Genomic DNA, 21,190 nt, shown 5'->3' with positions numbered 1-21,190 from the left:
CTCCTGGAGCAGGGCAAGGAGTTATAGTTGTAAAATAACCCGCAAAGTGCGGCTTGGCTTCGAAGCGTACTCAGGTACTTTGCAGGGGGCCCCGGAAACATACGCTAGTAAGTACAATAAAGCCTCCAAGTACGCACAATGGCGTACCTGGAGGCTTTTGTCATTAACAAGGGGCATCAGGGGCAATCTTATGAAGGCTAATGTGCAGTTACAGTGTAACGGGCTCTTGCCTGCTCTGTCGCCGCAACCATGTTGCGCAGGGCAAGGATGGTCTCCTCCTGGCGGCGCGTCTTCAGTCCGCAGTCCGGATTGATCCAGAACTGGGCGGGATCGAGCACCCGCAGCGCCCGGTCGATCATCGCGGTGATCTCTTCGACCGGCGGGGTCCGCGGGCTGTGGATGTCGAAGACGCCCAGCCCGATGCCTTTGTCGTAGGTGAATTCCTCAAAGCTCGCGACCAGCTCGCCATGGCTGCGCGACGTTTCGATCGAGATGACATCCGCATCCAATGCACTGATCGATTCGATGATATCGTTGAACTCGCTGTAGCACATATGCGTATGGATCTGCGTCTCTTCCTTCACTGTGCAAGTAGCCAGACGGAACGCCTTGACTGCCCATTCCAGGTAGGCAGCCCATTCCTCGCGCTTGAGCGGCAGGCCTTCGCGCAGCGCCGGCTCATCGACCTGGATCATGCCGATACCCGCCGCTTCCAGCGCCTCCACTTCCTCGCGGAGCGCCAGAGCAATCTGGTTGGCCACTTCCTCGCGCGGCTTGTCATCCCGCACGAACGACCAGTTCAGGATCGTAATCGGCCCGGTCAGCATTCCTTTCACTGGCTTCGGCGTCTGCGACTGCGCATAGACGGTCTCTGCGACGGTCATCGGTCCTTCGAAAGCGACGTCGCCGTAGATGATCGGCGGCTTCACGCAGCGTGAGCCGTACGACTGCACCCAGCCGCCCGAAGTAAAGGCAAAGCCGGCCAGTTTTTCGCCGAAGAACTCGACCATGTCATTACGCTCGAATTCCCCGTGGACGAACACGTCCAGCCCCAGCTCCGTCTGGATGCCGATCCACAAACGGATCTGCTCTTTGATGAATGCATCGTACTGCTCCTCGCTCCACTCGCCTTTACGCCACTTCTGGCGGGCACTGCGCACCTCCGTCGTCTGCGGGAAGCTGCCGATCGTCGTCGTCGGCAGCAGCGGCAGCTGCCAGCGCTGAGCCTGCACGAGGATCCGCTGCGCTACGCTTGCTGCACGCTCCGAAGGCTGCTCCGCCAGGCGTGCGATCCGCTCATGCACATCCTTGCGAGCTCTGGACGGCGACCGGGTCAGCGCTTCCCTGCTCCGCTTCGCTGCTGCCAGCTCCTCGGCAACTGTATCCGCGCCATCCCGGCTTGCTTGGACCAGCAGGACTAGCTCTGCCAGCTTCTCGCCTGCGAAAGCGAGCGCGCCCTGCAGCTCCGGCGCCAGCTTCGACTCACCGGCCGCACTGACAGGCACATGCAGCAGGCTGCAGGAAGGCTGGACGAGGATGCGGTCCGGGGAGACGAAACGTCCCAGCGTCGCCAGCTGGGTCAGCTTGCTCTCCAGATCGGCGCGCCAGATGCCCCGGCCGTCGATGACACCGGCACCCAGCACCTTGTCAGCCGGGAAGCCGTACTCCGCAATCGCCTGCAGATTGCGTCCGCCGTCATGGACGAAGTCCAGACCGATGCCCGCAACCGGCAGGGCAGCGACTGCCTCGTAATGGTCGACCGATTGGAAATACGTCTGCAGCAGCAGCTTCACACCCGGCGCCGCTTCGCGCAGCTGCTCATAGATGCCGCGCACCCGCTCCAACTCCTCCGCAGCAAGTGTCGTCGAGAGGATCGGCTCGTCGACCTGCACCCACTGGACCCCTTCCGCCTCCAGCTCTTGCAGGATCTGCGCGTACAGCGGCAACAGACTTTCGATCCAGCCCGTCAGCTCGTGGTCGGTTGCGCCTTTGGAGAGCTTGAGGAACGTGTACAGTCCGACCAGCACCGGCCGCCCCGCGATACCAAGCTCCGCTTTTGCTTCACGGTACGCTGCGAGCGGCCGGTTGATCGTCAGCTGCGGCTTGGCCCCGCCCAGCTCAGGCACGATATAGTGATAGTTGGTGTTGAACCACTTGGTCATCGTACAGGCTGCTGCGTCCCTGCTCCCGCGGGCCATCGCATAATACGTCGTCAGATCGACCTCGCCGCCCTGATAGATGAAGCGCTCCGGCACCAGGCCGAACATCGTTGCCGTATCGAGGATGTGGTCATAATAAGTGAAGTCTCCCACCGGAATTACGTCCAGCCCGCATGTCTGTTGGATGCGCAGATTGTTCAGCCGGATCTCCTTCAGCTTCGCATGCAGATCCGCCTCTTCCAGTTGACCGCTCCAATACGCCTCCAACGCTTTTTTCCATTCCCGGTTGCCGCCGATCCGGGGGTAGCCTAAGTTTGCACTTTTCATGTGTAGTCGCTCCTGTTCATGTAATGTCCTTTTGAAAAAATTCGTTACATGAACGATACCACGACTGTCCTGATATAGCGTAACTCTTTAATGTTATAGCTGGTTATAGCCTTAGGCTATACCGCTCAGCAGACTGGGCCAATAGCTGGCCGTTGCGGTTGCGTATTACGGGAGGGAGCTTGGTGCAGCTGGACCGCAGGGCAGCTACTGGCGATCGCCCGTTATCGGTTCTTCTTTGTCTCCGGATTGTCCAATCACCTCATGCAGTGCCTCGACATAGGCAGCCGCAAGCTTGGACAGGGCCGCACTCTGGTGCGAGATCCAGCCGACATGGATGATCTCGTCGCTGGCGAGCGGCACCGCCATGATCTCATTGCCGTTGAGATCGCTGCTGACCACCCCGGTAGAGATCGTATAGCCATTCAGCCCGATCAGCAGGTTGAACAGCGTCGCCCGGTCATTGACGCGGATGCTCTTCTTGTGCGAGAGCGTGCTGAGGATCTCCTCGGCGAAATGAAACGAGTTGTACTCGCCCTGTTCGAAGTAAAGGTACGGGTAATCCTGCAGCTCGTCCAGCGTGACGATCGACTGGCGGGCGAGCGGATTGTGGGTGCTGATGAAGATATGCGCCTTGGCCTTGAAGAGGCTCGTAAATGTCAGATTGGCGTCACGCAGCAGCCGGTTGATCACGTTGGCGTTGAACTCGTTGACGTAGAGGATGCCAATCTCGCTGCGCTGGCTGCGGACATGCTCGATGATCTCGTGCGTCTTCGTCTCCATCAGCGCCAGCTCATATTCCTCCTGGCCGTACCGGTCGACGAGCTTGACGAAGGCGTTCACGGCAAAGGCGTAGTGATGCGTCGATACCGAGAAATGCTGCGGCGACGGCTTGGCGTTGAGATAACGATTCTCGAGCAGCTCGGCCTGCTCAATCACCTGCCGGGCATAGCCGAGGAACTCGGCACCCGCCTTTGACAAGGTGATCCCTTTGTTGGAGCGCTCGAAAATGGTGATGCCGAGATTCTGTTCCAGCTCCCGGATCGCGTTGGAGAGCGAGGGCTGGGAGATGAACAGCCGCTTGGCAGCTTCATTCATGGAACCGCGGTTGGCGACTTCGATGACGTAACGCAGCTGCTGCAGGGTCATGGAAGGACCTCCTTGTCTACATAGTGACTACTTAGTGCATGTCCCGATTAACTTCACAACAGCTATCCGCTGTGGGTGGGTATCCTGTTAAGCTGCTCATTCAGTAACCAGCATACCACGGATGCAGCCAATTATTAAGCCGACCGTTGCTCTTATCGCGCGACTTCGACGCTCCCCCACCCGTTCCAGCGACCCTTTCTGCAGCTGCACGGGACTAAGACGCTCCACCACCCGCTCCAACGACCCTTTCTACCGCTGCATGGGACTCCGACGCTCCACCACCCGCTCCAACGACCCTTTCTGCCGCTGCACGGGATTAAGACGCTCCACCACCCGCTCCAACGACCCTTTCTGCCGCTGCACGGGACTCCGACGCTCCACCACCCGCTCCAACGACCTTCTGCCGCTGCACGGGATTAAGACGCTCCACCACCCGCTCCAACGACCCTTTCTACCGCTGCATGGGACTCCGACGCTCCTCCGCCCGCTCCAACGACCCTTTCTACCGCTGCATGGGACTCCGACGCTCCTCCGCCTGCTCCAGCGACCCTTTCTGCCGCTGCACGGGACTAAGACGCTCCACCACCCGCTCCAGCGACCCTTTCTGCCGCTGCATGGGACTCCGACGCTCCTCCGCCTGCTCCAGCGACCCTTTCTGCCGCTGCACGGGACTAAGACGCTCCACCACCCGCTCCAACGACCCTTTCTGCCGCTGCACGGGACTAAGACGCTCCACCACCCGCTCCAACGACCCTTTCTGCCGCTGCACGGGACTAAGACGCTCCACCACCCGCTCCAACGACCCTTTCTGCCGCTGCACGGGACTCCGGCGATCCAACGACCGCTCCAGCGACCCTTTCTGCCGCTGCACAGGACTTCTACGCTACTATTTCAAAAAAATAACCCCCGCCAGTCGCCTGACGGAGGTCCATAGCCATTGCAGTTATTGCTGGTGATGCTCCAACTTAAACCTACCCGCGGTAAGCGGCCAGGGCTTCGTTCAACTCGCGGGTCTGACCGTACACCTGCTGGTAGATGCCAAACAGGCCTTTGTACGCTTCGACTGCCTCCGGATTCGGCTGGTAGGTCGCGCCACGCTTCACGAACTGCTGCGCGCACGCCTCCAGCGAATCGAACCAGCCGCAGCCGTAAGCGGCCAGCATCGCCGCGCCCAGTCCCGGCCCCTGCTCGTTCGCCAGGGCGATCACTTCGCTGTCGAAGATATCCGCCTGCATCTGCAGCCATACCGGATTTTTGGCGCCGCCGCCGATCGAGATGATCGCATCGACGGTTTTACCGGCTTCGCGGAACATATGGACAGACTCGTGCAGGGAGAACGTGATGCCCTCCATGACCGCCCGGGCAAAATGCACCCGCCGGTGCGAGCCGTCCATGCCGATAAAGCTGCCGCGGATCGTCGAATCGGCATGTGGCGTCCGCTCGCCGACCAGATACGGCGTGAACAGCAGACCATTCGCTCCCGGCGCCACGTCTCCGACGCCCGCCAGCAGCTCGTCATACGATTCTTCAGCCGCAAACGTCTTCTTAAACCAGCTGAGCGAATAACCTGCGCCCAAGGTGACGCCCATCGCATAGAAGGCATCTTCTTTGCCATGGTTGAAAAAATGCACCTTGCCCTGGAAATCCCGGTCCTTGTCGTTCTCATAAGACAGGATGACCCCTGAGGTGCCGATACTGCACAGGGTCAGACCTTCAGAGAGAATGCCTGCGCCGATCGCGCCGCACGCGTTGTCCGCTCCGCCTGCGAATACCTTCGTCGAAGCCTGCAGACCGCTGCGCTCCGCCGCATCCGGCAGCAAGGTGCCGACCAGCCCATGCGACTCGACAAGCGGCGGACAGAACGATGCCGGCAGCCCGAACGCCTGCAATACGTCTGAGCTCCACTGCTTCCCCGCCACGTCCAGCATCAACGTGCCAGCCGCATCGGAATAGTCCATATGCAGCTCGCCGGTCAGCCGATAGCGCACATAATCCTTGGGCAGCAGGAACAGTTGCGCCTGCTCGAAAATCTCCGGCTCCTGCTGCTTGACCCACAGAATCTTCGGCAGCGTGAAGCCTTCCAGCGCCGGATTGCGGGTCACAGTCAGCAGCTTGTCGCCCAGGGTCTGCTCGATCTCACGGCACTGGGCTGTCGTGCGTGTATCGTTCCAGAGAATCGCCCGGCGCAGCGGCTTGTTGTTCCCGTCCAATAGTACCAGCCCATGCATCTGGCCGGAGAAGCTGATACCCTCGATCTTGTCCGCAGCGATCCCATCCTGCTTCAGCAGCGCGTCGATGGCGTCCAGCGTGCCGTTTACCCAATCCTCGGGTTCCTGCTCGCTCCAGCTCGAATGGTCGTGGTACAGCGGATACTCCTGCGAGGCTTCCGCCCGTACCTCTCCCTCGCGATCCACGAGCAGCGCCTTGACGGCACTGGTTCCCAAGTCAATCCCAATGACATAGCTCACCTGCGTATACCCCTTCCTCATTGCGTATCGTTGACGCCCGTCTGGACTGCAGGAACAAACAGCCGGCGGGCCAGCTATTGCCGGCATAACGGGTAATCCGCCTTGTCTTATGAGTCCAAGCGCACTACCTGATCGAGGCTGTGCAAGCCGTCGCTGTCCCCCGCTGCTGACCTGCCTTAAGACGGGCAAAAGCCGCCCCGGGCTTCATGCCTGGGGCAGCGTGCTGCCTTGGTCTTTTAGACGCTGAAGATGTACTCGCTGAGCTTCAGCTTGATGCGCTCTTGACGGCCGGACTCGTTTTTGATCGGGTTGTTCTGCAGCGCATAGGCTTCCAGCGATTGCAGCGTCGCTTTGCCGGCGACGACGTCAGCTCCGATACCTTCGGAGAAGCTGCTGTAGCGGTTTTCGAGGATGCCTTCGAAGAAATTGTTCTCGATCATTTTGCCCGCTGCTTTCAGACCCCAAGCAAAGCTGTCCATACCAGCGATGTGCGCCAGGAACAAGTCTTCCGCTTCAAACGAACCGCGGCGTACTTTGGCGTCGAAGTTGACGCCGCCGCGACCGATGCCGCCGGCACGCAATACTTCGTACATGGTGAGCGTCGTTGCATACAGGTCCGTTGGGAACTCATCGGTATCCCAGCCCAGCAGCAGGTCGCCCTGGTTGGCATCGAGCGAGCCCAGCATGCCATTGATGGCCGCAACCCGAATCTCATGCTCGAACGTATGACCAGCCAGTGTCGCATGGTTGGCTTCCAGGTTCAGCTTGAAGTGGTTTTGCAGATCATATTTTTGCAGGAACGAGATGGTCGTCGCTGCATCAAAGTCATATTGATGCTTGGATGGCTCTTTTGGCTTCGGCTCGATAAGGAATTGGGCGTCGAAGCCGATCTCTTTGGCATAAGCAATCGCCATATGGTACAGACGGGCCAGGTTATCCAGCTCCAACGCCAGATCTGTGTTCAGCAGTGTTTCGTAGCCTTCGCGGCCGCCCCAGAACACATAGTTTTCTGCGCCCAGACGTTTGCCGACTTCCAGACCTTTCTTCACTTGTGCGGCAGCATAGGCATATACGTCAGCATTAGGAGCGGTACCTGCACCATGAGTGAAGCGCGGGTTGGTGAACATGTTGGCAGTATTCCACAGCAGCTTGGCGCCGCTGGATTTCATACCTTGCTCGAGCAGGTCGACGATGACGTCCAGATTCTTGTTCGTTTCCTGCAGCGTCTCGCCTTCCGGCGCGATATCGCGGTCATGGAAGCAGTAGTAAGGCACGCCGATTTTCTCCAGAAATTCGAAGTTCGCCTCGACGCGGGCCTTCGCTTTGTCCATCGGAGCGAGGTGATCCCATGCGCGCACAGCTGTTCCTGCACCAAACGGGTCAGATCCGTCACCGGTAAATGTATGCCAGTAAGCAACTGCAAAACGAAGATGTTCGCTCATTTTTTTGCCGAGTACGACCTCATCCGGGTTGTAATGTTTGAACGCCAGCGGGTTGTCAGAGCCCTTGCCTTCGAACTGAATCTTGTTAATGTTGCCGAAATAACTCATAGCCGTAATAGCCTCCTCGAAATTAGAAATGAAATGGAGCGCAGCGTTTGTAAACGCTCTTAGTCCTATAATAGCACTTTCAAACTTAGTTTGTCTATTAAACTAACAAAGTTTGTGGTAAAATAATTGTATTACCCGCTTTTGAACGGAATTAAGCACTTTGGACACAGATGGAGGCCCGCACACACGCCATGAAGAAAGCAACCGGAGATCTCGCCCTGATCAAAAAAATGAACACCGCGATCGTGCTGGACGCCATCGTCAAAAAAGCGCCGCTCTCGCGTGCCAATATATCGGAGCTGACCGGCCTGAACAAAGCGACCGTATCGAGCCTTGTCCAGGATCTTATCGACTCCCATCTCGTCATGGAGATCGGCATGGGCGCCTCCAGCGGCGGCCGCAAGCCGGTCATGCTCATCTTCAACCGCACGGCCGGCTATGCCGTCGGCATCGATCTGGGGGTCAACTATATCCGCGGCGTGTTGACCGATCTGGAGGGCAGTGTTATCCATGAAGCCGACATCCCGCTCCACCGTCATGAGCTGGAGCAAGTCCTTCCCGAGCTGTACCAGCTCATCGATTCTCTCATGGCGCAGGCCCCCGCCTCACCTTACGGTGTGGTCGGGATCGGCATCGGCGTGCCCGGTATTGTCGACGAGTCGGGCATAATCCTCTTCGCGCCTAACTTGAAATGGAAGCAAGTCGGACTGCAGCGGCTCGTATCCGAGCGTTACGCCCTCCCCGTCTTCATCGACAATGAAGCCAACGCGGGCGCCCAAGGCGAGCAGAAGTACGGAGCCGGACGCGGCGTCGCTCACCAGATCTACGTCAGTGTCGGCATCGGGATCGGCACGGGCATCATCTTGAACAAGGAGCTGTACAAAGGAGCATCCGGCTTCTCCGGGGAGCTCGGCCACTTGTCCATCGACCTGGCGGGCAAGCCTTGCAGCTGCGGCAATCTCGGCTGCTGGGAGCTGTATGCTTCCGAGCACGCCTTGCTGGAGATGGCCGCGCCGCTCGGCTACGGCAGCCTGCGCGAGCTGCTGCACGCCGCTGATGACGGCGATGAAGCTGCGCAATCGCTGTTCCGTCGGATCGGGGCCGATCTGGGTGTCGGTCTGGCCAATGTGGTCAATGTGTTCAACCCCGAGCTCGTTATCATCGGCAACCGGATGAGCCTCGCCCGGCGCTGGATCGAGGACAGCGTACGGGAAACCGTGGCGCAGCGCACTCTCTCTTACCACCGCAAGGAGCTGCGCCTCCAGTTCGCCGAGCTCGGGGAGCAGTCGGCCGTTCGCGGCGCAGCCTATTATGCGATCAACCGCTTCTTCCACCGCGTCAAAGGCGGCGCTTGATGCGCCGCCTTTAGGCGGGAACAGTTGGAAGGCAGGGGAGCTTCTAGCCCCTCCAATGCTAATTTCTAGCACTGCAGCCACCGCCGACGCTCCTTTCCACCCTCCAATGCTAATTTTTAGCATTACAGCTCCCGCCGGCGCTCTTTTCCGCGCTCCAATGCTACTTTTTAGCTCTACAGCCACCGCCGACACTCTTCTCCACCCTCCAATGCTACTTTTTAGCACTGCAGCCACCACCGGCGCGTTCACCCTCCTCGCTTATTTACGAAAACCCTTTCATCGCGTATGATTACTTCAAGATCACCACCCGATCGACCCATCCTCTCAAAGGGAAGGAAGTGGACCATGTCCTCTCAAGAGCTGCGTGTCGTGATTGCCGATGATGAATTGCCGCTGCGCGAGGAGTTGCGCTTCTTCTCCTGGGCCGAGCATCAGGCGGCGCTTGTCGCAGAGGCCAGCAACGGCGAGGAAGCGCTGGCACTTTGCCAGAGCTACAAGCCCGATGTGATCATCACCGACATTACGATGCCCGTGATGGACGGCATGACGCTCATCCGCGAGCTTAGACGCCAATGTCCGGGCATCCAGATCATCCTGCTCACCTGCCACAGCGACTTCCACTATGTACAGGATGCGCTGCGCTTAGGTGCGCTCGCGTACATCCTGAAGGTCTCGCTGGATGACGGCGAGCTGTCGGATGCCTTGGACAAAGCCAGAGATGCCATCGCCGCCGAAAGGCGCTCCCGGCAGTCGCTGCGCTCGGAGCAGCGGGCACAGCTGGCCGCGCTGTTCGCCAAGCTGCTGCAGGGGCAGGCGCCTGCGGAGAGTGAATGGCAGATCCTGCCGCTGGATGGCAGCGCACGCTTCCGGCTGGTCCGGCTGCAGATCGATACGGATGATCGAGCTGCGCTGGCGGCACGCCCCGGCATCGAAGCCCGGCTGGCCAAGGATGAAGATTCCGGAGCGGGCTGGTACCATTGGACCGCTGTCAGCGACAAGGAATTTTACGGCTTGATCCGGGAGGGAGTCGGCCAGGAAGCGGAGTCCGACTCGTGGCTGCTTGCCCTCGCCGCTGACCTGCAGCATATCCTTCACCTCAACCTGCCGAGCGGCACGCAGACTGACCACCGCTCCCCGTTATGTTCTGCAGGCATACGGCTGGTAGTCAGCGATTCGTTTGCCGCAGCAGATGCGCTGAGGGCTGCCCTTGAGCTATCTGTGCAATGGAAGAACACCTTGTTCTATGACGCCTCAAGCAGCAGCCTGATATACACCGGTGTCCCCAAGCATCTTCAAGCGCTGGACGAATCGTCCGCCAAAGAACTGCACGAGCTCCTGCGCAAGGCCGGCAGCTCTGCCGACAATCTGTGCGAGGGGCTGACGGGAGATTTTATAGACTGGTGCCAGGCCCGGCGCCCGCAGCCCGCTCAGCTCAAACAACGCATGATCGTCTGGCTGGTCGACTGGCTCCGGCAGCAGGATGCCGCGGAGCTCGACAGCTTTGGCCTGGCCACGCTGATGGAAGCGTCTACACTCGACCAGTTCGTGGACCGTCTGATCTGCAGCATCCGCAGCTGGGACCAGTCGCGGGAACGCTGCCGCATCGAGGTGCGGGACGCCGTCTCCTGGATCCGCGAGCATCTGCAGGAACCATTGACCCTGCAACTGATCGCCGAACAGGTCGGGCTAAGTCCTCACCACCTCAGCCGCTTGTTCCGCGAGGAGACGGGCAGCACGGTGGGAGAGACGATCACCAGGCTCCGTATGGAAAAGGCAGTGGAGCTGCTGACGCAGACCAATATGAAGGTATACGAAGTCGCCGACCGGGTAGGCATTCCGAGCTATCGTTATTTCACGCAGCTGTTCCGCAAATGGACCGGCGTGCCGCCGACCGACTACAAACGTCAAAGCTGAACCTGCAGCTTACAGTCACGGAGGATGAGCGATATGTCAAAGCTGTATCACTGGTATAGCAGTCTGGGACTGGCCACCAAACAATTCATCTATCTGTCCCTCGTCACGCTGACACTCGTCATGGTGCTGGCCTGGCGCAATCTTCATGAGGCCGAGGGTCTCCTGAAGGACCAGGTAATCCGCGATGCCGAACTGCTCGTCAGCCGGACCAACCAGTATATCGACGCCAATCTCGACAATGTCGAGAACATGCTGCTGCTGCTCTCCACCCAACCCCAGCTGCTCCAGGAGGACAATGAACAGCTCGCCTTCGACACGCTGCGCCAATTTGCCAGCCACAACAACTCGATCGCCAAATCGCTCTACCTGATCCGCTCGGACGGCAAGGTGCTCTCCAACGCCCAGGTCTACTACGAGATCATCGGCAATCCGCATCTTCCCGATCTCTACGAGCTTGCCCTGCAAAACTACGGCGCCATCAATGTCAGCGAGCCCTATCACTCCCCGATGTCGGGGCAGACGCTCGCCTACGTCCTTCCGATCACCGACTCGGACCAACAAATCCGCGGTGTCGTCGCCGCCGAAGTCAATCTCACGCTGCTCAGCGAGCGCATCTCGCCGATGATCTACCAGTCTTATGCCCTGTTCACCCGCAGCGGCAATATGATCAACCGGCTGGACTCGCGCGACCGGCTGCTGCCTCTCCGTCCCGGCGTGTTCCCGCCAGTGCTGCAAGAGCGCTTCGAGGCGCAGCTCGCCGGTCTGACGGTGGGCATCAGCGAGCTGGACGGCAGGGACGGCAGATCGCTTGTCGCCGTGCGTTCCGCGCCCAACCGGCTCGGCTGGTCGCTGGCCGCTTTTATCGAAGAGAATTATTTCTACCAGGATCTGCAGCGTCTCAACCGCAACTACCGGACAGCGACGATGGTCTGGATCGTGGCGTTGCTGCTCAGCGCCTACCTGCTTACCCGCTCCTTCACCCGGCCGATCCGCCGCTTCGTCGAGAAGATGGACCGGCTCGACGATGTCCAGGTCGTCTCCAAGCTGCCGGTGACCCGGCGTGACGAGATCGGACGGCTGACGCGCAGCTACAACGAGATGCTCGAGCGGATCCAGACGCTGCTGCACAAGACGAAGTCGGCGGAGGAGCAGAAGAAGGAGTATGAGCTCAAAATGCTGCGCAGCCAGATCGCGCCCCATTTCCTGTTCAATACATTGGCTTGTATCAGCAGTCTCGCCAAACAACAGCGCACCGCCGAGGTACGGGAGACGATCCGCTCGCTGGTGAAGCTGCTCAGCTTCAGCTTCGATAGACAATCGGAATACGTGGCGCTCGCAGAGGAGCTGGAGGGGCTGCGGATGTACATGTACATCCAGCAAGTGCGTTATGGGGAGCAATACCGTTATGAGGAAGCCATCGACCCTGCGCTGCTGTCCTGCCGCATCCTGAAGCTCACCCTGCAGCCGCTCGTCGAGAACGCGTTGTTCCACGGTCTGACGCCGCAGCAAGGCGGCCTCATCTCGATCACCGGCGAAGTGACGCAGCAGCGGCTGCGCCTCTATGTCCGCGATGACGGCGTGGGCATGAACGATGTGGAAAGGCAGCGCCTCCAGCACAGCAGCGCAAGCAAGGCAGGCGGCAATTACCGCTTCACCGGCATCGGACTGCGCAATGTGCACGAGCGCATCCGGATTCATCACGGCGAGCATTACGGCCTGCGGATTGCCAGCCGGCCGGGCGTCGGCACCATCGTGCGCGTCGACATCCCCGTGATGACGGAGACTATCACACCTTAAAGCGGTAGCCCGCGCCCCACACCGTCTCGATAAATTGGTGCGAGGACGGGTCCTTCTGGATCTTGTCGCGGATCTTCCCGATATGGACCGTGACTGTGGCGGCATCGCCAAAGTTCTCGATTCCCCACACCTTGTCCAGCAGCGCATCCTTGGAATAGACCCGGTCCGGATGGTCGGCCAGAAAGAGCAGCAGATCGAACTCTTTGGCCGTTAACACAATCTCCTTGCCGTGCAGGGTCACCCGCCTGGCATCGATCTGGATCACCAGTCCGTGGATGCTCAGCTGGCGCGACTTCCGGGCAGACGAAGCACCGCCGCTCGCAGCAGCCCCGAGCAAGCGGTCATAACGCTCCAGGTGTGCCTTCACCCTTGCCACAAGCTCCGACGGACTGAAGGGCTTGGTGACGTAGTCGTCCGCCCCCAAGCCCAATCCCCTGATCTTGTCGATATCCTCCTTGCGGGCCGATACCATGAGTACCGGGATGAACTTGGTCTCCCGGATCCGCCGCAGGATATCGAAGCCGTCCATACCCGGCAGCATGACGTCCAGAATGATCAGATCGTAATCCTGCTCCAGCGCTTCCTTGAGCGCCGCTGTGCCGTCCGTCCGCAGGGTCACCTCATAGCCATGGACCTCGAGGAAGTCCCGCTCCAGATCGGCGATGGCCTGGTCATCTTCGACGATGAGCACTTTTCGCTTTGACATCTCACACGCTCCAGTCACATATTATCCTGTGTTAGCGGGATGGTAAACATCACGGTCATGAACTGCCCCGGCTCGCTTCGCGCAGCCATCATCCCGCCATGATGCTCCACAATCTGCTTGGCGATCGCCAGGCCCAGCCCAGAACCGGCTACATCCTGATTACGGTTGGCGTCGGCGCGGTAGAACCGGTCGAAGATGCGCGCCAGCTCGCCGGGATCCATCCCGGGTCCGTTATCGGTCACTGCGATGACCCACGACTCTTTCTGCCGGCCGACATGTACATGGATATACGGATCCTGCTTATCCATAAACTTTACCGAGTTGCCGACGATATTAAGAATCACGCGCTTGATCTTCTGGGCATCCATCGTCGCGAACGCGCCAGCACCGGCCTCGTAATCGCCCGTTAGACGAACACCTGTATTCCCGTATTCCATATCGAGTTCATTCATCATTTGACGGTAAAACGCCTCCAGCTGCACCGCTTCAAAATGGAAGCTCTCCTGCTCCAGATCCAGCTTGGAGAACAGGAACAGGTCATCAATCATGCGGTCCATATCGAGCGTCTTCGCATGAATCACCTCGATATACTTCTTCAGCTTCTCCGGATCATTGGCTACGCCTACCCGAATGCCCTCCACATATCCCTTAATCGAAGTCAGCGGCGTCTTCAGATCATGCGAGATATTCGAGATCAGCTGCTTGCGGCTCTCCTCCAGTGCCAACTGCGCGCCGATCGACCGCTGCAGCTCGCTCCGCATCTTCTCATACGAGCGGATTACGCTGCCTACCTCATTGCGAGCCTCCGAATGCAGATGGAAGTCCAGGTCCCCTTCCGCGATGCGGCGGGAGCCCTGCTCCAGCTGCCTCAGCGGGCGCACGATATCCTTGGTCGTGATCCAGATCAGCGGGACCATGATGATCCCGAACAAGATCGCAATCGCCAGAAACACGAAGAGCGGAAACCGGCTGTCCTTTACCACCTGATCCGTCACATCGGCGACAAGATAATAGGACAAGGAATCGTTGCTGCCCGCAAAGTCGTAACGAATAGCGAGCAAATCGCGCCCCTCCCACTCACTGACCGTGAACCCCCCAGCCCCGTGTTCCCTGGAAGCCGAGAGATCCTGCTGCAGCTGCGACAGAAACGCTTCGCCTTCTCTCAATTCACCGTAGCTCTCCCATCGCTCCCCTTGCCGGACTACAACGAAGCCGCCGAACGGCTCCAGACGGTCGCCCAGCATCTTAGCGAACGCGGGAGACGCTAATTCCTCCGGGGTATACCGCTCCGCATAACGCAGATCCACGAACAGGTCGATGCCCCGATAAAAAGCATTCTCCGCGCTCTGATCCTTCACCACATAGTTCGCCACATACGTGATGATCCCCGTGACGATGGCAATTCCCGTCACCGTGACGACGAGCGCCGTCAGAAGGATGCCGATACTGTACGTCAAAATTAGTTTAAGCCGAATGGACATAGGTTAGATTTCTTTCCTTTGGAAGGCTAGCAAGCCCGTTATAGTGCCCATAATATAGTATGCTGTCAAAAATAGCAACGTCGTTGCCGTCGCGCCCATATCGCCCCTGTACAAGAGCGGCTGCACCCAATCCGCAAAGTCGGTGACGAAGAATCGCTGCAGCTGCGGATCGAACCATCCGAGGACGCCCATCAATAGCCACAGCACGATGCTGACGAGCTGTCCGACCCCGCTGCTTCCGGTCCACAAGGCCACGCTATTCGCCAGCACCACCAACAGGCCGCAGAAAAGAATCGCCCCGCCGACCTCTGCCATCGTCATCCCCAGCGTGGACAAGGCAGGCATGCCCTGCAGCATGATGCCTCCGATAAACGTCGGGACAAATGCACTCAGGACAATCAAAGCCCCAGCCAGCCAACCTGCGAGGATTTTCCCGATGAACAGGGTCTCCCGGCTGAGCGGCAGCTTCAGCGCATTCTTGAACGTGCCCGCCTTGAATTCGCTGACCATGAGCTCGCTGCCAAGCGAAACCATGAACAAGGGGAGAACCACTATAAGCAGCAGCTCCAAAGCAGTGGCCGGCAAGTTGCCGCTTATTCCGAGTCGAGCGCTGATCCATACGAAGAGAAGCCCGGCAAGAAAAGAGAGCAGCAGCAGCACCTTCAGCTTGCTCCCGCTCAGCAGCTTGCGCAGCTCTTCTCTGACGAGATACATCATTTGTGCCATCATGCCGCTCCCCCCTTCTCCCGGGCTGTACAATGCAAATAGTAATCCTCAACGCTGGCGAACGACTCCCGGATCTGTGCAATGCTTGCCGTATCAACGTGCTTGCTCTCATAAATGATGCATGCCTGCGTCAGCCAATCCTCGATCTCATGGACCTGATGAGAAGAGATGATCATGCTCATGCCCGTCTCGGTGACGAGTCCCCGCAGCATATCCGTCATCTCCCGTCGTCCCTCGATGTCCATACCGGAGAATGGCTCATCGAGCAGCATCAGCTTCGGCCGGTGGAGCAGGGCGCTGGCAAGCTCGATCCGCTGCTTCATGCCTGTGGAGTACTTCCTGATCTTGAGCTGCTGGTGTCCGGACATGCCTACGAGCTCCAGCGTCTGCTGGATCCGCGCTTCGTCGATGCCCGGATACAGCTTGGAGTAGAGCCTCAGATAGCCGCTGCCCGTCAGATAGAGATACGGGGCCGGCTCGCCGATCATCAGACCCATGTGCCCCCTCGTCAGATCGGGCCGTTCCAAGGTGGAGTCGCCTCTCCAGCTCGCTTCTCCGCGGTCGGCCGTGAGCCAGCCCGCCATCGCTTGCAGGGCCGTTGTCTTGCCGGCGCCGTTGGGTCCGAGCAAGGCTGCAACCTCACCGGGACGTACAGTGAGGTTCAGCCCCTGGATGCCTCGGCCGCCGGGGTAGACCTTTGTCAGATCGCGCACTTCAAACATAAGCAAGGTCCCCTTCCCCCATGAATCGGTTAGCTGCAGTCTACGAGCGCTTCCGCATCGATGATGTCTACCGAATGGCCAGCAGGATCATATACGTCAGGCGTTGTTGCGTTGACGCTGCTGATGCCGCCTGCCCCTGCCAGCTTCACGCGGTGGGCGGTGCCCGCCTCGTCCTTGCCGCTCACCTCGAGCTCGCCTTGTACACGCTGCAGCATGTTGTCTTGATCCACTGTCAATTGCAGGTGCACACGCTCAATGGCTACGTCCTCTACCAGCTCTGGCAGCAGTTGTTCGAGGTCTGCTGCCTCCAAGCCCTGGAAGAACGGAAGCTGCAAGGCCGCCTCCCACTCAGCTGACGCTTCCTGCTCATCTTCATGCCCGTTCCTGTCTGCAGCTGATGCTACATCGATCAGCATCCGGACCGGGAGCGGGACCTCCTCCTTGCTTACGAGCACCTCGATCGTCTTCGAGCCGTCAGCATGGGATACGACGCTGAAGTTATTCTTGAGATCGCCGACGATATAGTCGAGCAGCGCTTCTTCCGCTTTGTTCATCGGGCGATGCTCGTAGCTCCCCTCATCCGGCCGTCCGCCGTGCTTGCCGGGATGCTCTTCGCCGATGTTGATCACCTGGTAATGCAGGCCGTGAGTCTCGTCTATGAGATAGACCGAGTCATCTCCGCTGCTGTACATACTGGCGCTGCGTCCGATGCCGTTAAGGTTGAAGTCGAAGTCGCCGCTAATGCCGGGCCTCTCTCCGGTGTTCTCCATTTTCGCCTGGCCGCTCGCCTCCAGCACGGTCGCGCCATTCAGCGTGACCGTCAAGTCGCCGTTCACCGTCCCGCTTTCGATCGTATGCTCAGACATCTGATTCGCCTTCAGCACCTCTTTGAACGCCTTGTACCCATCCTGATTAGGTGTGGACGCAAATGCCGTCACCGTGAACATACTTACTGCAGCCACCGCTGCACCAATCATTACTACTCTGCTTTTCTTTTTCATCGTCTGCTCGCTCCTTTAAAGGTTGTATGGTTTCTCTTTCGTGCTTACAACCATAGTCTAAAGGAGGAGTCTAAACTCCCTCGAAAGCAAATCTAAAATATATCTAAAATACGATGACGAGAAGTTGACCCTTTATACTGCCGGATGCGCTGCATACAGCTCTTCCAGTCGCGTGATTTCTGCAGAGGTCAATTGAAGCGACAATGCCGAGATCGCATCTTCGAGATGGCCGGGCTTGGTCGCACCGATAATCGGCGCTGTCACTTCTTCTTTGTGCAGCAGCCAGGCCAGCGCCACCTGCGCCCGCGGGACTCCCCGGCTGGCGGCGACCTCCGCTGCTCGCTGTGCCACTTTGCGATCCGCTTCTTCTGTTTTGGCGAACAACGCCTTGGCGATCTGGTCCTGCCCGGACCGCACCGTCTGCTCATCCCAATCCCGGGCCAGCCGGCCGGCAGCCAGAGGCAGGTAAGGCGTCACGCCGACTCCCTCATCCTTGCACAGGGGCAGCATCTCCCTTTCTTCCTCGCGATAGAGCAGGTTGAGTCTGTTTTCCATCGCTATGAACCGTGTCCACCCATGGCGCTGCGCGACATGCTGGGCTTTGGCAAACTGCCACGCCTGCATGGATGATGCGCCGAGGTATCTGGCCTTGCCCGCTTTGACGACATCGTGGAGCGCCTCCATAGTTTCTTCTATTGGCGTATGAGGATCCCAACGATGGATCTGGTACAGATCCACGTAGTCCGTCCCCAGCCGTCTCAGGCTGTTATCGATCTCGGTCATGATCGCTTTGCGGGACAGCCCCATCGCATTGGCTCCTTTGCGCATCGGGACAAATACCTTCGTACTGATGACGACCTCGTCGCGCCGGGCGTAATCCCGCAGGGCACGCCCCAGTATTTCTTCGCTGGTTCCGTCAGAATACATATTGGCACTGCTGAAAAAGTTGATGCCCGACTCGAGCGCCTGTTTCATAATCGGTCTGCTGTCCTCCTCATTGAGCGACCACGGGGCATTGCCCCGCTCAGGTACTCCGAAGCTCATAGTGCCAAGACTTAGCCTCGAAACCTCTAATCCACTGCGTCCAAGCTTCACGTATTCCATGTCTGCATCTCTCCCAATAAATTAAAATTAAATTAAAAATGAACCAAGTTGACATATCAACCAAAATGTCATATCACTTTATTGGTTGACACATCAACCCAAGTGAAGAATACCATCTTGTGGTTGATGTGTCAACCGTGATATGATGAGGCTATGGATAAAAATGACCTGAACCCTGAAGAAATGCGGCTGTGGCATATGTGGAAAGGCACCTTCAAACGTGTCTTCGGCCGCGTGGCAAAAGAGCTGTCGGAACAGACCGGTCTGTCGGAAGCCGACTTCGGCGTATTGGACCGGCTGGTGCAATTCGGAGAGGGCAAGCTGCGCCAGCAGGAGCTGGCAGACTCCATGGAATGGGATAAGAGCAGATTGTCGCATCACTTGACCCGGATGGAGAAACGGGGACTTGTCCTGAGGAAGCCCTCCGCAAAGGATCGTGGCGTCGATGTCTTCATCACTGCTGCCGGACAATCCGCTTTGGATGAAGCCCTTCCCGTCGTTTCCCGGGCCATCCGCACGCATTTCCTGAACCAATTAACCGAGCGAGACGCCGCCTCGATCTCTGAGCTGGCGGAGCGCACCAAAAGCGATCCCGGCGGCGGGTAGCCCCTGCCGCCCGGGATCGCTTTTTCATCCTTAATAGCGTATATGTTTCCGGGGCCCCCCGCAAAGCACCTGAGTACGCTTCGAAGCCAAGCCGCACTTGACCGCCAGGTCATGAAATTTGTGGGGTTATTTTACCGCTTATTAGACCTCGTATAGCTTGATTCACGCCCGGATCCGGTACACTTTTTACGTTTTTGTGTATATCGGCTCCCACGGAGGGGCTATATAATTAAAAGTATCTTATGGAAGCGCATTCAATATACGGAGTGCACGCCGCTTGAAGCTGCTTCACACCTGAAGGAGGGATCCCATGCAGCCCCCGGGCCTTGCGAATACACCAAGCCTGCATCCGTCCAGATGGCATACCATCGCCAAGTCGCTATGGCGTTTCCGGGCCTTTTACCTGATGCTGCTGCCCGGCATCGTCTACTTTGTCATCTTCCGCTACTTCCCGATGTACGGAGTCATCATCGCCTTCAAGGACTTTGCCATCATGGAAGGCATCACTGGCAGCCCGTGGGTCAACCCGTGGTACAAACACTTCCAGGCCTTCTATGAATCTCCGTACTTCGGACAACTAATGTCCAACACGCTGCTGATCAGTCTTTACAAGCTGGTATGGGGCACGCTGCCGCCGATCATCCTGGCGCTGCTGCTCAACGAGTGCCGGATCCGCTGGCTCAAGTCGTTTGTCCAGACGCTCACTTATATGCCGCATTTTCTCTCCTGGGTCATCATCTTCGGCATCCTGCTCGCCTTATTCTCCCAGAACGGCGGACTGGTCAACCGGTGGATCGTCGAGTCCGGAGGCAGCTCGATCCCGTTCCTGACCTCTACGGACTACTTCCGCAGCATCCTGGTCGGCTCGGAGGTGTGGCAGAACCTCGGCTGGGGCGCCATCATCTACCTCGCGGCGATGTCGGGCATCGACCCGACGCTCTACGAAGCGGCCAAGGTCGACGGCGCAAGCCGGCTGCGTATGATCTGGCACATCACGCTGCCGGGCATCCGGAGCATCATCATCCTGCTGTTCATCCTGAAGCTGGGGCATCTGCTTGATGCGGGATTTGACCAGATCTACATCCTCTACAACATCCAGGTGTACCCGGTTGCCGATATTCTGGATACGTGGGTGTACCGGACCGGTCTGCAGCAGATGAACTTCAGTCTGGCATCCGCCGTCGGCCTGTTCAAATCCTCGATCGGCCTGATCCTGGTTCTGGGGGCCAACTGGCTGGCCAAACGATGGGGGGAAGGCATATGGTAAGAGGGCTCGACGACAAGCTGTTCAATACATTCGTCTACATCATCCTGGGGCTGTGCGGTCTGGCTGCCGTGCTGCCGATCCTGTACGTCGTCTCAGTCTCGATCACGCCATTCGGCGAGGTGCTGCGCAATGGCGGGTTCATCCTGTTCCCCCGGGAGATCACCTTCTCGGCGTACAAAACCTTGCTGACGGAGTCCCACATCCCGCAGGCCTTCCAGGTGACGGTGTTCATCACGGTGGTCGGGACAGCAGTCAATCTGGTGCTGACTGGCCTGATGGCCTACCCGCTCAGCCGCAAGAACCTGCCGGGGCGCAACATCTTCCTGCTGATGATCGTCTTCACCCTGCTGTTCAGCGGTGGCATCATCCCGACCTATCTGATCGTCAAGTCGATGGGGCTGCTCGACACCGTCTGGGCGATGATCCTCCCCAATGCCGTCTGGAGCTTCAACGTACTCATTATGAAAAGCTTCTTCGAGGGGCTGCCGGAGGAACTGTTCGAATCTGCGCGGATGGACGGCGCCAAGGAGTTCCGCATCCTGCTGCAGATCGTCACGCCGCTTTCGGTGCCGGTGCTGCTGACCGTCGGCCTGTTCTATCTGGTCGGGCATTGGAACGAATTTTTCCAGGCCATCTTCTATGTCACGGACCGGACGCTCTTCCCGCTGCAGGTTGTCGTCCGCGAGATCCTGATGCAAAGCCAGCAGCCGCTCGAAAATGCGGAGAACATGATGCCGACCCAGACGATGCAGATGGCCTCGGTCATGCTCGCTTCCCTGCCGGTTATCATCATCTATCCGTTCCTGCAGAAGCACTTCACCAAAGGGATGCTGCTGGGGTCGATCAAAGGCTAACCCTGTA

The 21,190-nt window shown here is 58.6% G+C and carries 18 protein-coding genes; 6 read left to right on the top strand and 12 right to left on the bottom strand.

What is annotated here, in order from left to right; genetic code table 11:
• Positions 1 to 197 precede the first annotated feature (197 nt).
• The 6 genes from metE to xylA form a co-directional block, all read right to left on the bottom strand.
• A complete protein-coding gene (metE, locus tag ABC336_RS20045) occupies positions 198 to 2,486 on the bottom strand; it encodes a 5-methyltetrahydropteroyltriglutamate--homocysteine S-methyltransferase (RefSeq protein ID WP_413240330.1) in 2,289 nt (762 codons plus the stop codon).
• Between the two features lie 204 nt (positions 2,487 to 2,690).
• Positions 2,691 to 3,632 (bottom strand): LysR family transcriptional regulator, encoded by a 942-nt coding sequence (locus ABC336_RS20040; RefSeq protein ID WP_413240329.1) that lies wholly within the window; start codon positions 3,630 to 3,632, stop codon positions 2,691 to 2,693.
• Between the two features lie 249 nt (positions 3,633 to 3,881).
• The gene (locus tag ABC336_RS20035) at positions 3,882 to 4,013 is read right to left on the bottom strand and encodes a hypothetical protein (protein WP_413240328.1); all 132 of its coding nucleotides are present in this window, start codon (positions 4,011 to 4,013) and stop codon (positions 3,882 to 3,884) included.
• A 121-nt stretch (positions 4,014 to 4,134) separates the two neighbouring features.
• Positions 4,135 to 4,503 carry a hypothetical protein gene (locus ABC336_RS20030; RefSeq protein WP_413240327.1) on the bottom strand — a complete coding sequence of 123 codons (369 nt, stop codon included), beginning with the start codon at positions 4,501 to 4,503 and terminating at the stop codon, positions 4,135 to 4,137.
• 100 nt (positions 4,504 to 4,603) lie between these two features.
• A complete protein-coding gene (gene xylB / locus ABC336_RS20025) occupies positions 4,604 to 6,100 on the bottom strand; it encodes a xylulokinase (protein WP_413240326.1) in 1,497 nt (498 codons plus the stop codon).
• A gap of 236 nt (positions 6,101 to 6,336) precedes the next feature.
• Entirely contained in the window at positions 6,337 to 7,650 is a 1,314-nt protein-coding gene (gene xylA, locus ABC336_RS20020; protein ID WP_413240325.1) for a xylose isomerase, read from the bottom strand.
• Between the two features lie 191 nt (positions 7,651 to 7,841).
• Between xylA and ABC336_RS20015 the strand changes: the two genes are divergently transcribed.
• The 3 genes from ABC336_RS20015 to ABC336_RS20005 all read left to right on the top strand — a co-directional run bounded on the left by ABC336_RS20015 (position 7,842) and on the right by ABC336_RS20005 (position 12,716).
• The gene (locus ABC336_RS20015) at positions 7,842 to 9,005 is read left to right on the top strand and encodes an ROK family protein (RefSeq protein WP_413240324.1); all 1,164 of its coding nucleotides are present in this window, start codon (positions 7,842 to 7,844) and stop codon (positions 9,003 to 9,005) included.
• 345 nt (positions 9,006 to 9,350) lie between these two features.
• Complete coding sequence (locus ABC336_RS20010) at positions 9,351 to 10,919, top strand: response regulator (RefSeq protein WP_413240323.1); 1,569 nt, start codon at positions 9,351 to 9,353, stop codon at positions 10,917 to 10,919.
• Positions 10,920 to 10,952: 33 nt separating this feature from the next.
• Entirely contained in the window at positions 10,953 to 12,716 is a 1,764-nt protein-coding gene (locus tag ABC336_RS20005; RefSeq protein WP_413240322.1) for a cache domain-containing sensor histidine kinase, read from the top strand.
• Here the strand turns inward: ABC336_RS20005 and ABC336_RS20000 are convergent.
• The 6 genes from ABC336_RS20000 to ABC336_RS19975 form a co-directional block, all read right to left on the bottom strand.
• Positions 12,706 to 13,422, bottom strand: coding sequence for a response regulator transcription factor (locus tag ABC336_RS20000; RefSeq protein WP_413240321.1), 717 nt, complete (start codon positions 13,420 to 13,422; stop codon positions 12,706 to 12,708). The genes ABC336_RS20005 and ABC336_RS20000 overlap by 11 nt on opposite strands.
• A 14-nt stretch (positions 13,423 to 13,436) precedes the next feature.
• Positions 13,437 to 14,903, bottom strand: a complete 1,467-nt coding sequence (locus ABC336_RS19995; protein ID WP_413240320.1) for a sensor histidine kinase — start codon at positions 14,901 to 14,903, stop codon at positions 13,437 to 13,439.
• Positions 14,904 to 14,906: 3 nt separating this feature from the next.
• Entirely contained in the window at positions 14,907 to 15,632 is a 726-nt protein-coding gene (locus ABC336_RS19990; protein ID WP_413240319.1) for an ABC transporter permease, read from the bottom strand.
• Positions 15,629 to 16,351 carry an ABC transporter ATP-binding protein gene (locus ABC336_RS19985; protein WP_413240318.1) on the bottom strand — a complete coding sequence of 241 codons (723 nt, stop codon included), beginning with the start codon at positions 16,349 to 16,351 and terminating at the stop codon, positions 15,629 to 15,631. The genes ABC336_RS19990 and ABC336_RS19985 overlap by 4 nt, the downstream gene beginning before the upstream one ends.
• A 29-nt stretch (positions 16,352 to 16,380) precedes the next feature.
• Complete coding sequence (locus ABC336_RS19980; RefSeq protein ID WP_413240317.1) at positions 16,381 to 17,352, bottom strand: hypothetical protein; 972 nt, start codon at positions 17,350 to 17,352, stop codon at positions 16,381 to 16,383.
• 132 nt (positions 17,353 to 17,484) lie between these two features.
• Positions 17,485 to 18,456: an aldo/keto reductase gene (locus ABC336_RS19975; protein ID WP_413240316.1), complete on the bottom strand. Its 972-nt coding sequence runs from the start codon at positions 18,454 to 18,456 to the stop codon at positions 17,485 to 17,487.
• A gap of 153 nt (positions 18,457 to 18,609) precedes the next feature.
• Here ABC336_RS19975 and ABC336_RS19970 point away from each other — a divergent pair, with 153 nt between their 5' ends.
• From ABC336_RS19970 to ABC336_RS19960, 3 genes are all read left to right on the top strand, one after another.
• Positions 18,610 to 19,062: a MarR family winged helix-turn-helix transcriptional regulator gene (locus ABC336_RS19970; RefSeq protein WP_413240315.1), complete on the top strand. Its 453-nt coding sequence runs from the start codon at positions 18,610 to 18,612 to the stop codon at positions 19,060 to 19,062.
• A 310-nt stretch (positions 19,063 to 19,372) separates the two neighbouring features.
• Positions 19,373 to 20,329 (top strand): ABC transporter permease, encoded by a 957-nt coding sequence (locus ABC336_RS19965; RefSeq protein ID WP_413240314.1) that lies wholly within the window; start codon positions 19,373 to 19,375, stop codon positions 20,327 to 20,329.
• Positions 20,323 to 21,183 (top strand): carbohydrate ABC transporter permease, encoded by an 861-nt coding sequence (locus ABC336_RS19960; RefSeq protein WP_413240313.1) that lies wholly within the window; start codon positions 20,323 to 20,325, stop codon positions 21,181 to 21,183. The genes ABC336_RS19965 and ABC336_RS19960 overlap by 7 nt, the downstream gene beginning before the upstream one ends.
• The last annotated feature ends 7 nt before the right edge of the window (positions 21,184 to 21,190 follow it).

It is taken from the genome of Paenibacillus jepli (assembly GCF_047238105.1).
Classification (GTDB): domain Bacteria; phylum Bacillota; class Bacilli; order Paenibacillales; family Paenibacillaceae; genus Paenibacillus_D.
The sequence above is the reverse complement of the archived record's forward strand: the minus strand, read 5'-3'. Positions and strand labels throughout refer to the sequence as shown.

Bases quoted from the DNA above. Each gene is read 5' to 3' on its own strand.
- ABC336_RS19965 (WP_413240314.1), top strand. From the start codon at position 19,373: ATGCAGCCCCCGGGCCTTGCGAATACACCAAGCCTGCATCCGTCCAGA.
- ABC336_RS19990 (WP_413240319.1), bottom strand. From the start codon at position 15,632: ATGATGGCACAAATGATGTATCTCGTCAGAGAAGAGCTGCGCAAGCTG.
- ABC336_RS19970 (WP_413240315.1), top strand. From the start codon at position 18,610: ATGGATAAAAATGACCTGAACCCTGAAGAAATGCGGCTGTGGCATATG.
- ABC336_RS19975 (WP_413240316.1), bottom strand. From the start codon at position 18,456: ATGGAATACGTGAAGCTTGGACGCAGTGGATTAGAGGTTTCGAGGCTA.
- ABC336_RS20010 (WP_413240323.1), top strand. From the start codon at position 9,351: ATGTCCTCTCAAGAGCTGCGTGTCGTGATTGCCGATGATGAATTGCCG.
- ABC336_RS19980 (WP_413240317.1), bottom strand. From the start codon at position 17,352: ATGAAAAAGAAAAGCAGAGTAGTAATGATTGGTGCAGCGGTGGCTGCA.
- ABC336_RS20015 (WP_413240324.1), top strand. From the start codon at position 7,842: ATGAAGAAAGCAACCGGAGATCTCGCCCTGATCAAAAAAATGAACACC.
- metE (WP_413240330.1), bottom strand. From the start codon at position 2,486: ATGAAAAGTGCAAACTTAGGCTACCCCCGGATCGGCGGCAACCGGGAA.
- ABC336_RS19960 (WP_413240313.1), top strand. From the start codon at position 20,323: ATGGTAAGAGGGCTCGACGACAAGCTGTTCAATACATTCGTCTACATC.
- ABC336_RS20040 (WP_413240329.1), bottom strand. From the start codon at position 3,632: ATGACCCTGCAGCAGCTGCGTTACGTCATCGAAGTCGCCAACCGCGGT.
- xylA (WP_413240325.1), bottom strand. From the start codon at position 7,650: ATGAGTTATTTCGGCAACATTAACAAGATTCAGTTCGAAGGCAAGGGC.
- ABC336_RS20005 (WP_413240322.1), top strand. From the start codon at position 10,953: ATGTCAAAGCTGTATCACTGGTATAGCAGTCTGGGACTGGCCACCAAA.
- ABC336_RS20000 (WP_413240321.1), bottom strand. From the start codon at position 13,422: ATGTCAAAGCGAAAAGTGCTCATCGTCGAAGATGACCAGGCCATCGCC.
- ABC336_RS19985 (WP_413240318.1), bottom strand. From the start codon at position 16,351: ATGTTTGAAGTGCGCGATCTGACAAAGGTCTACCCCGGCGGCCGAGGC.
- ABC336_RS19995 (WP_413240320.1), bottom strand. From the start codon at position 14,903: ATGTCCATTCGGCTTAAACTAATTTTGACGTACAGTATCGGCATCCTT.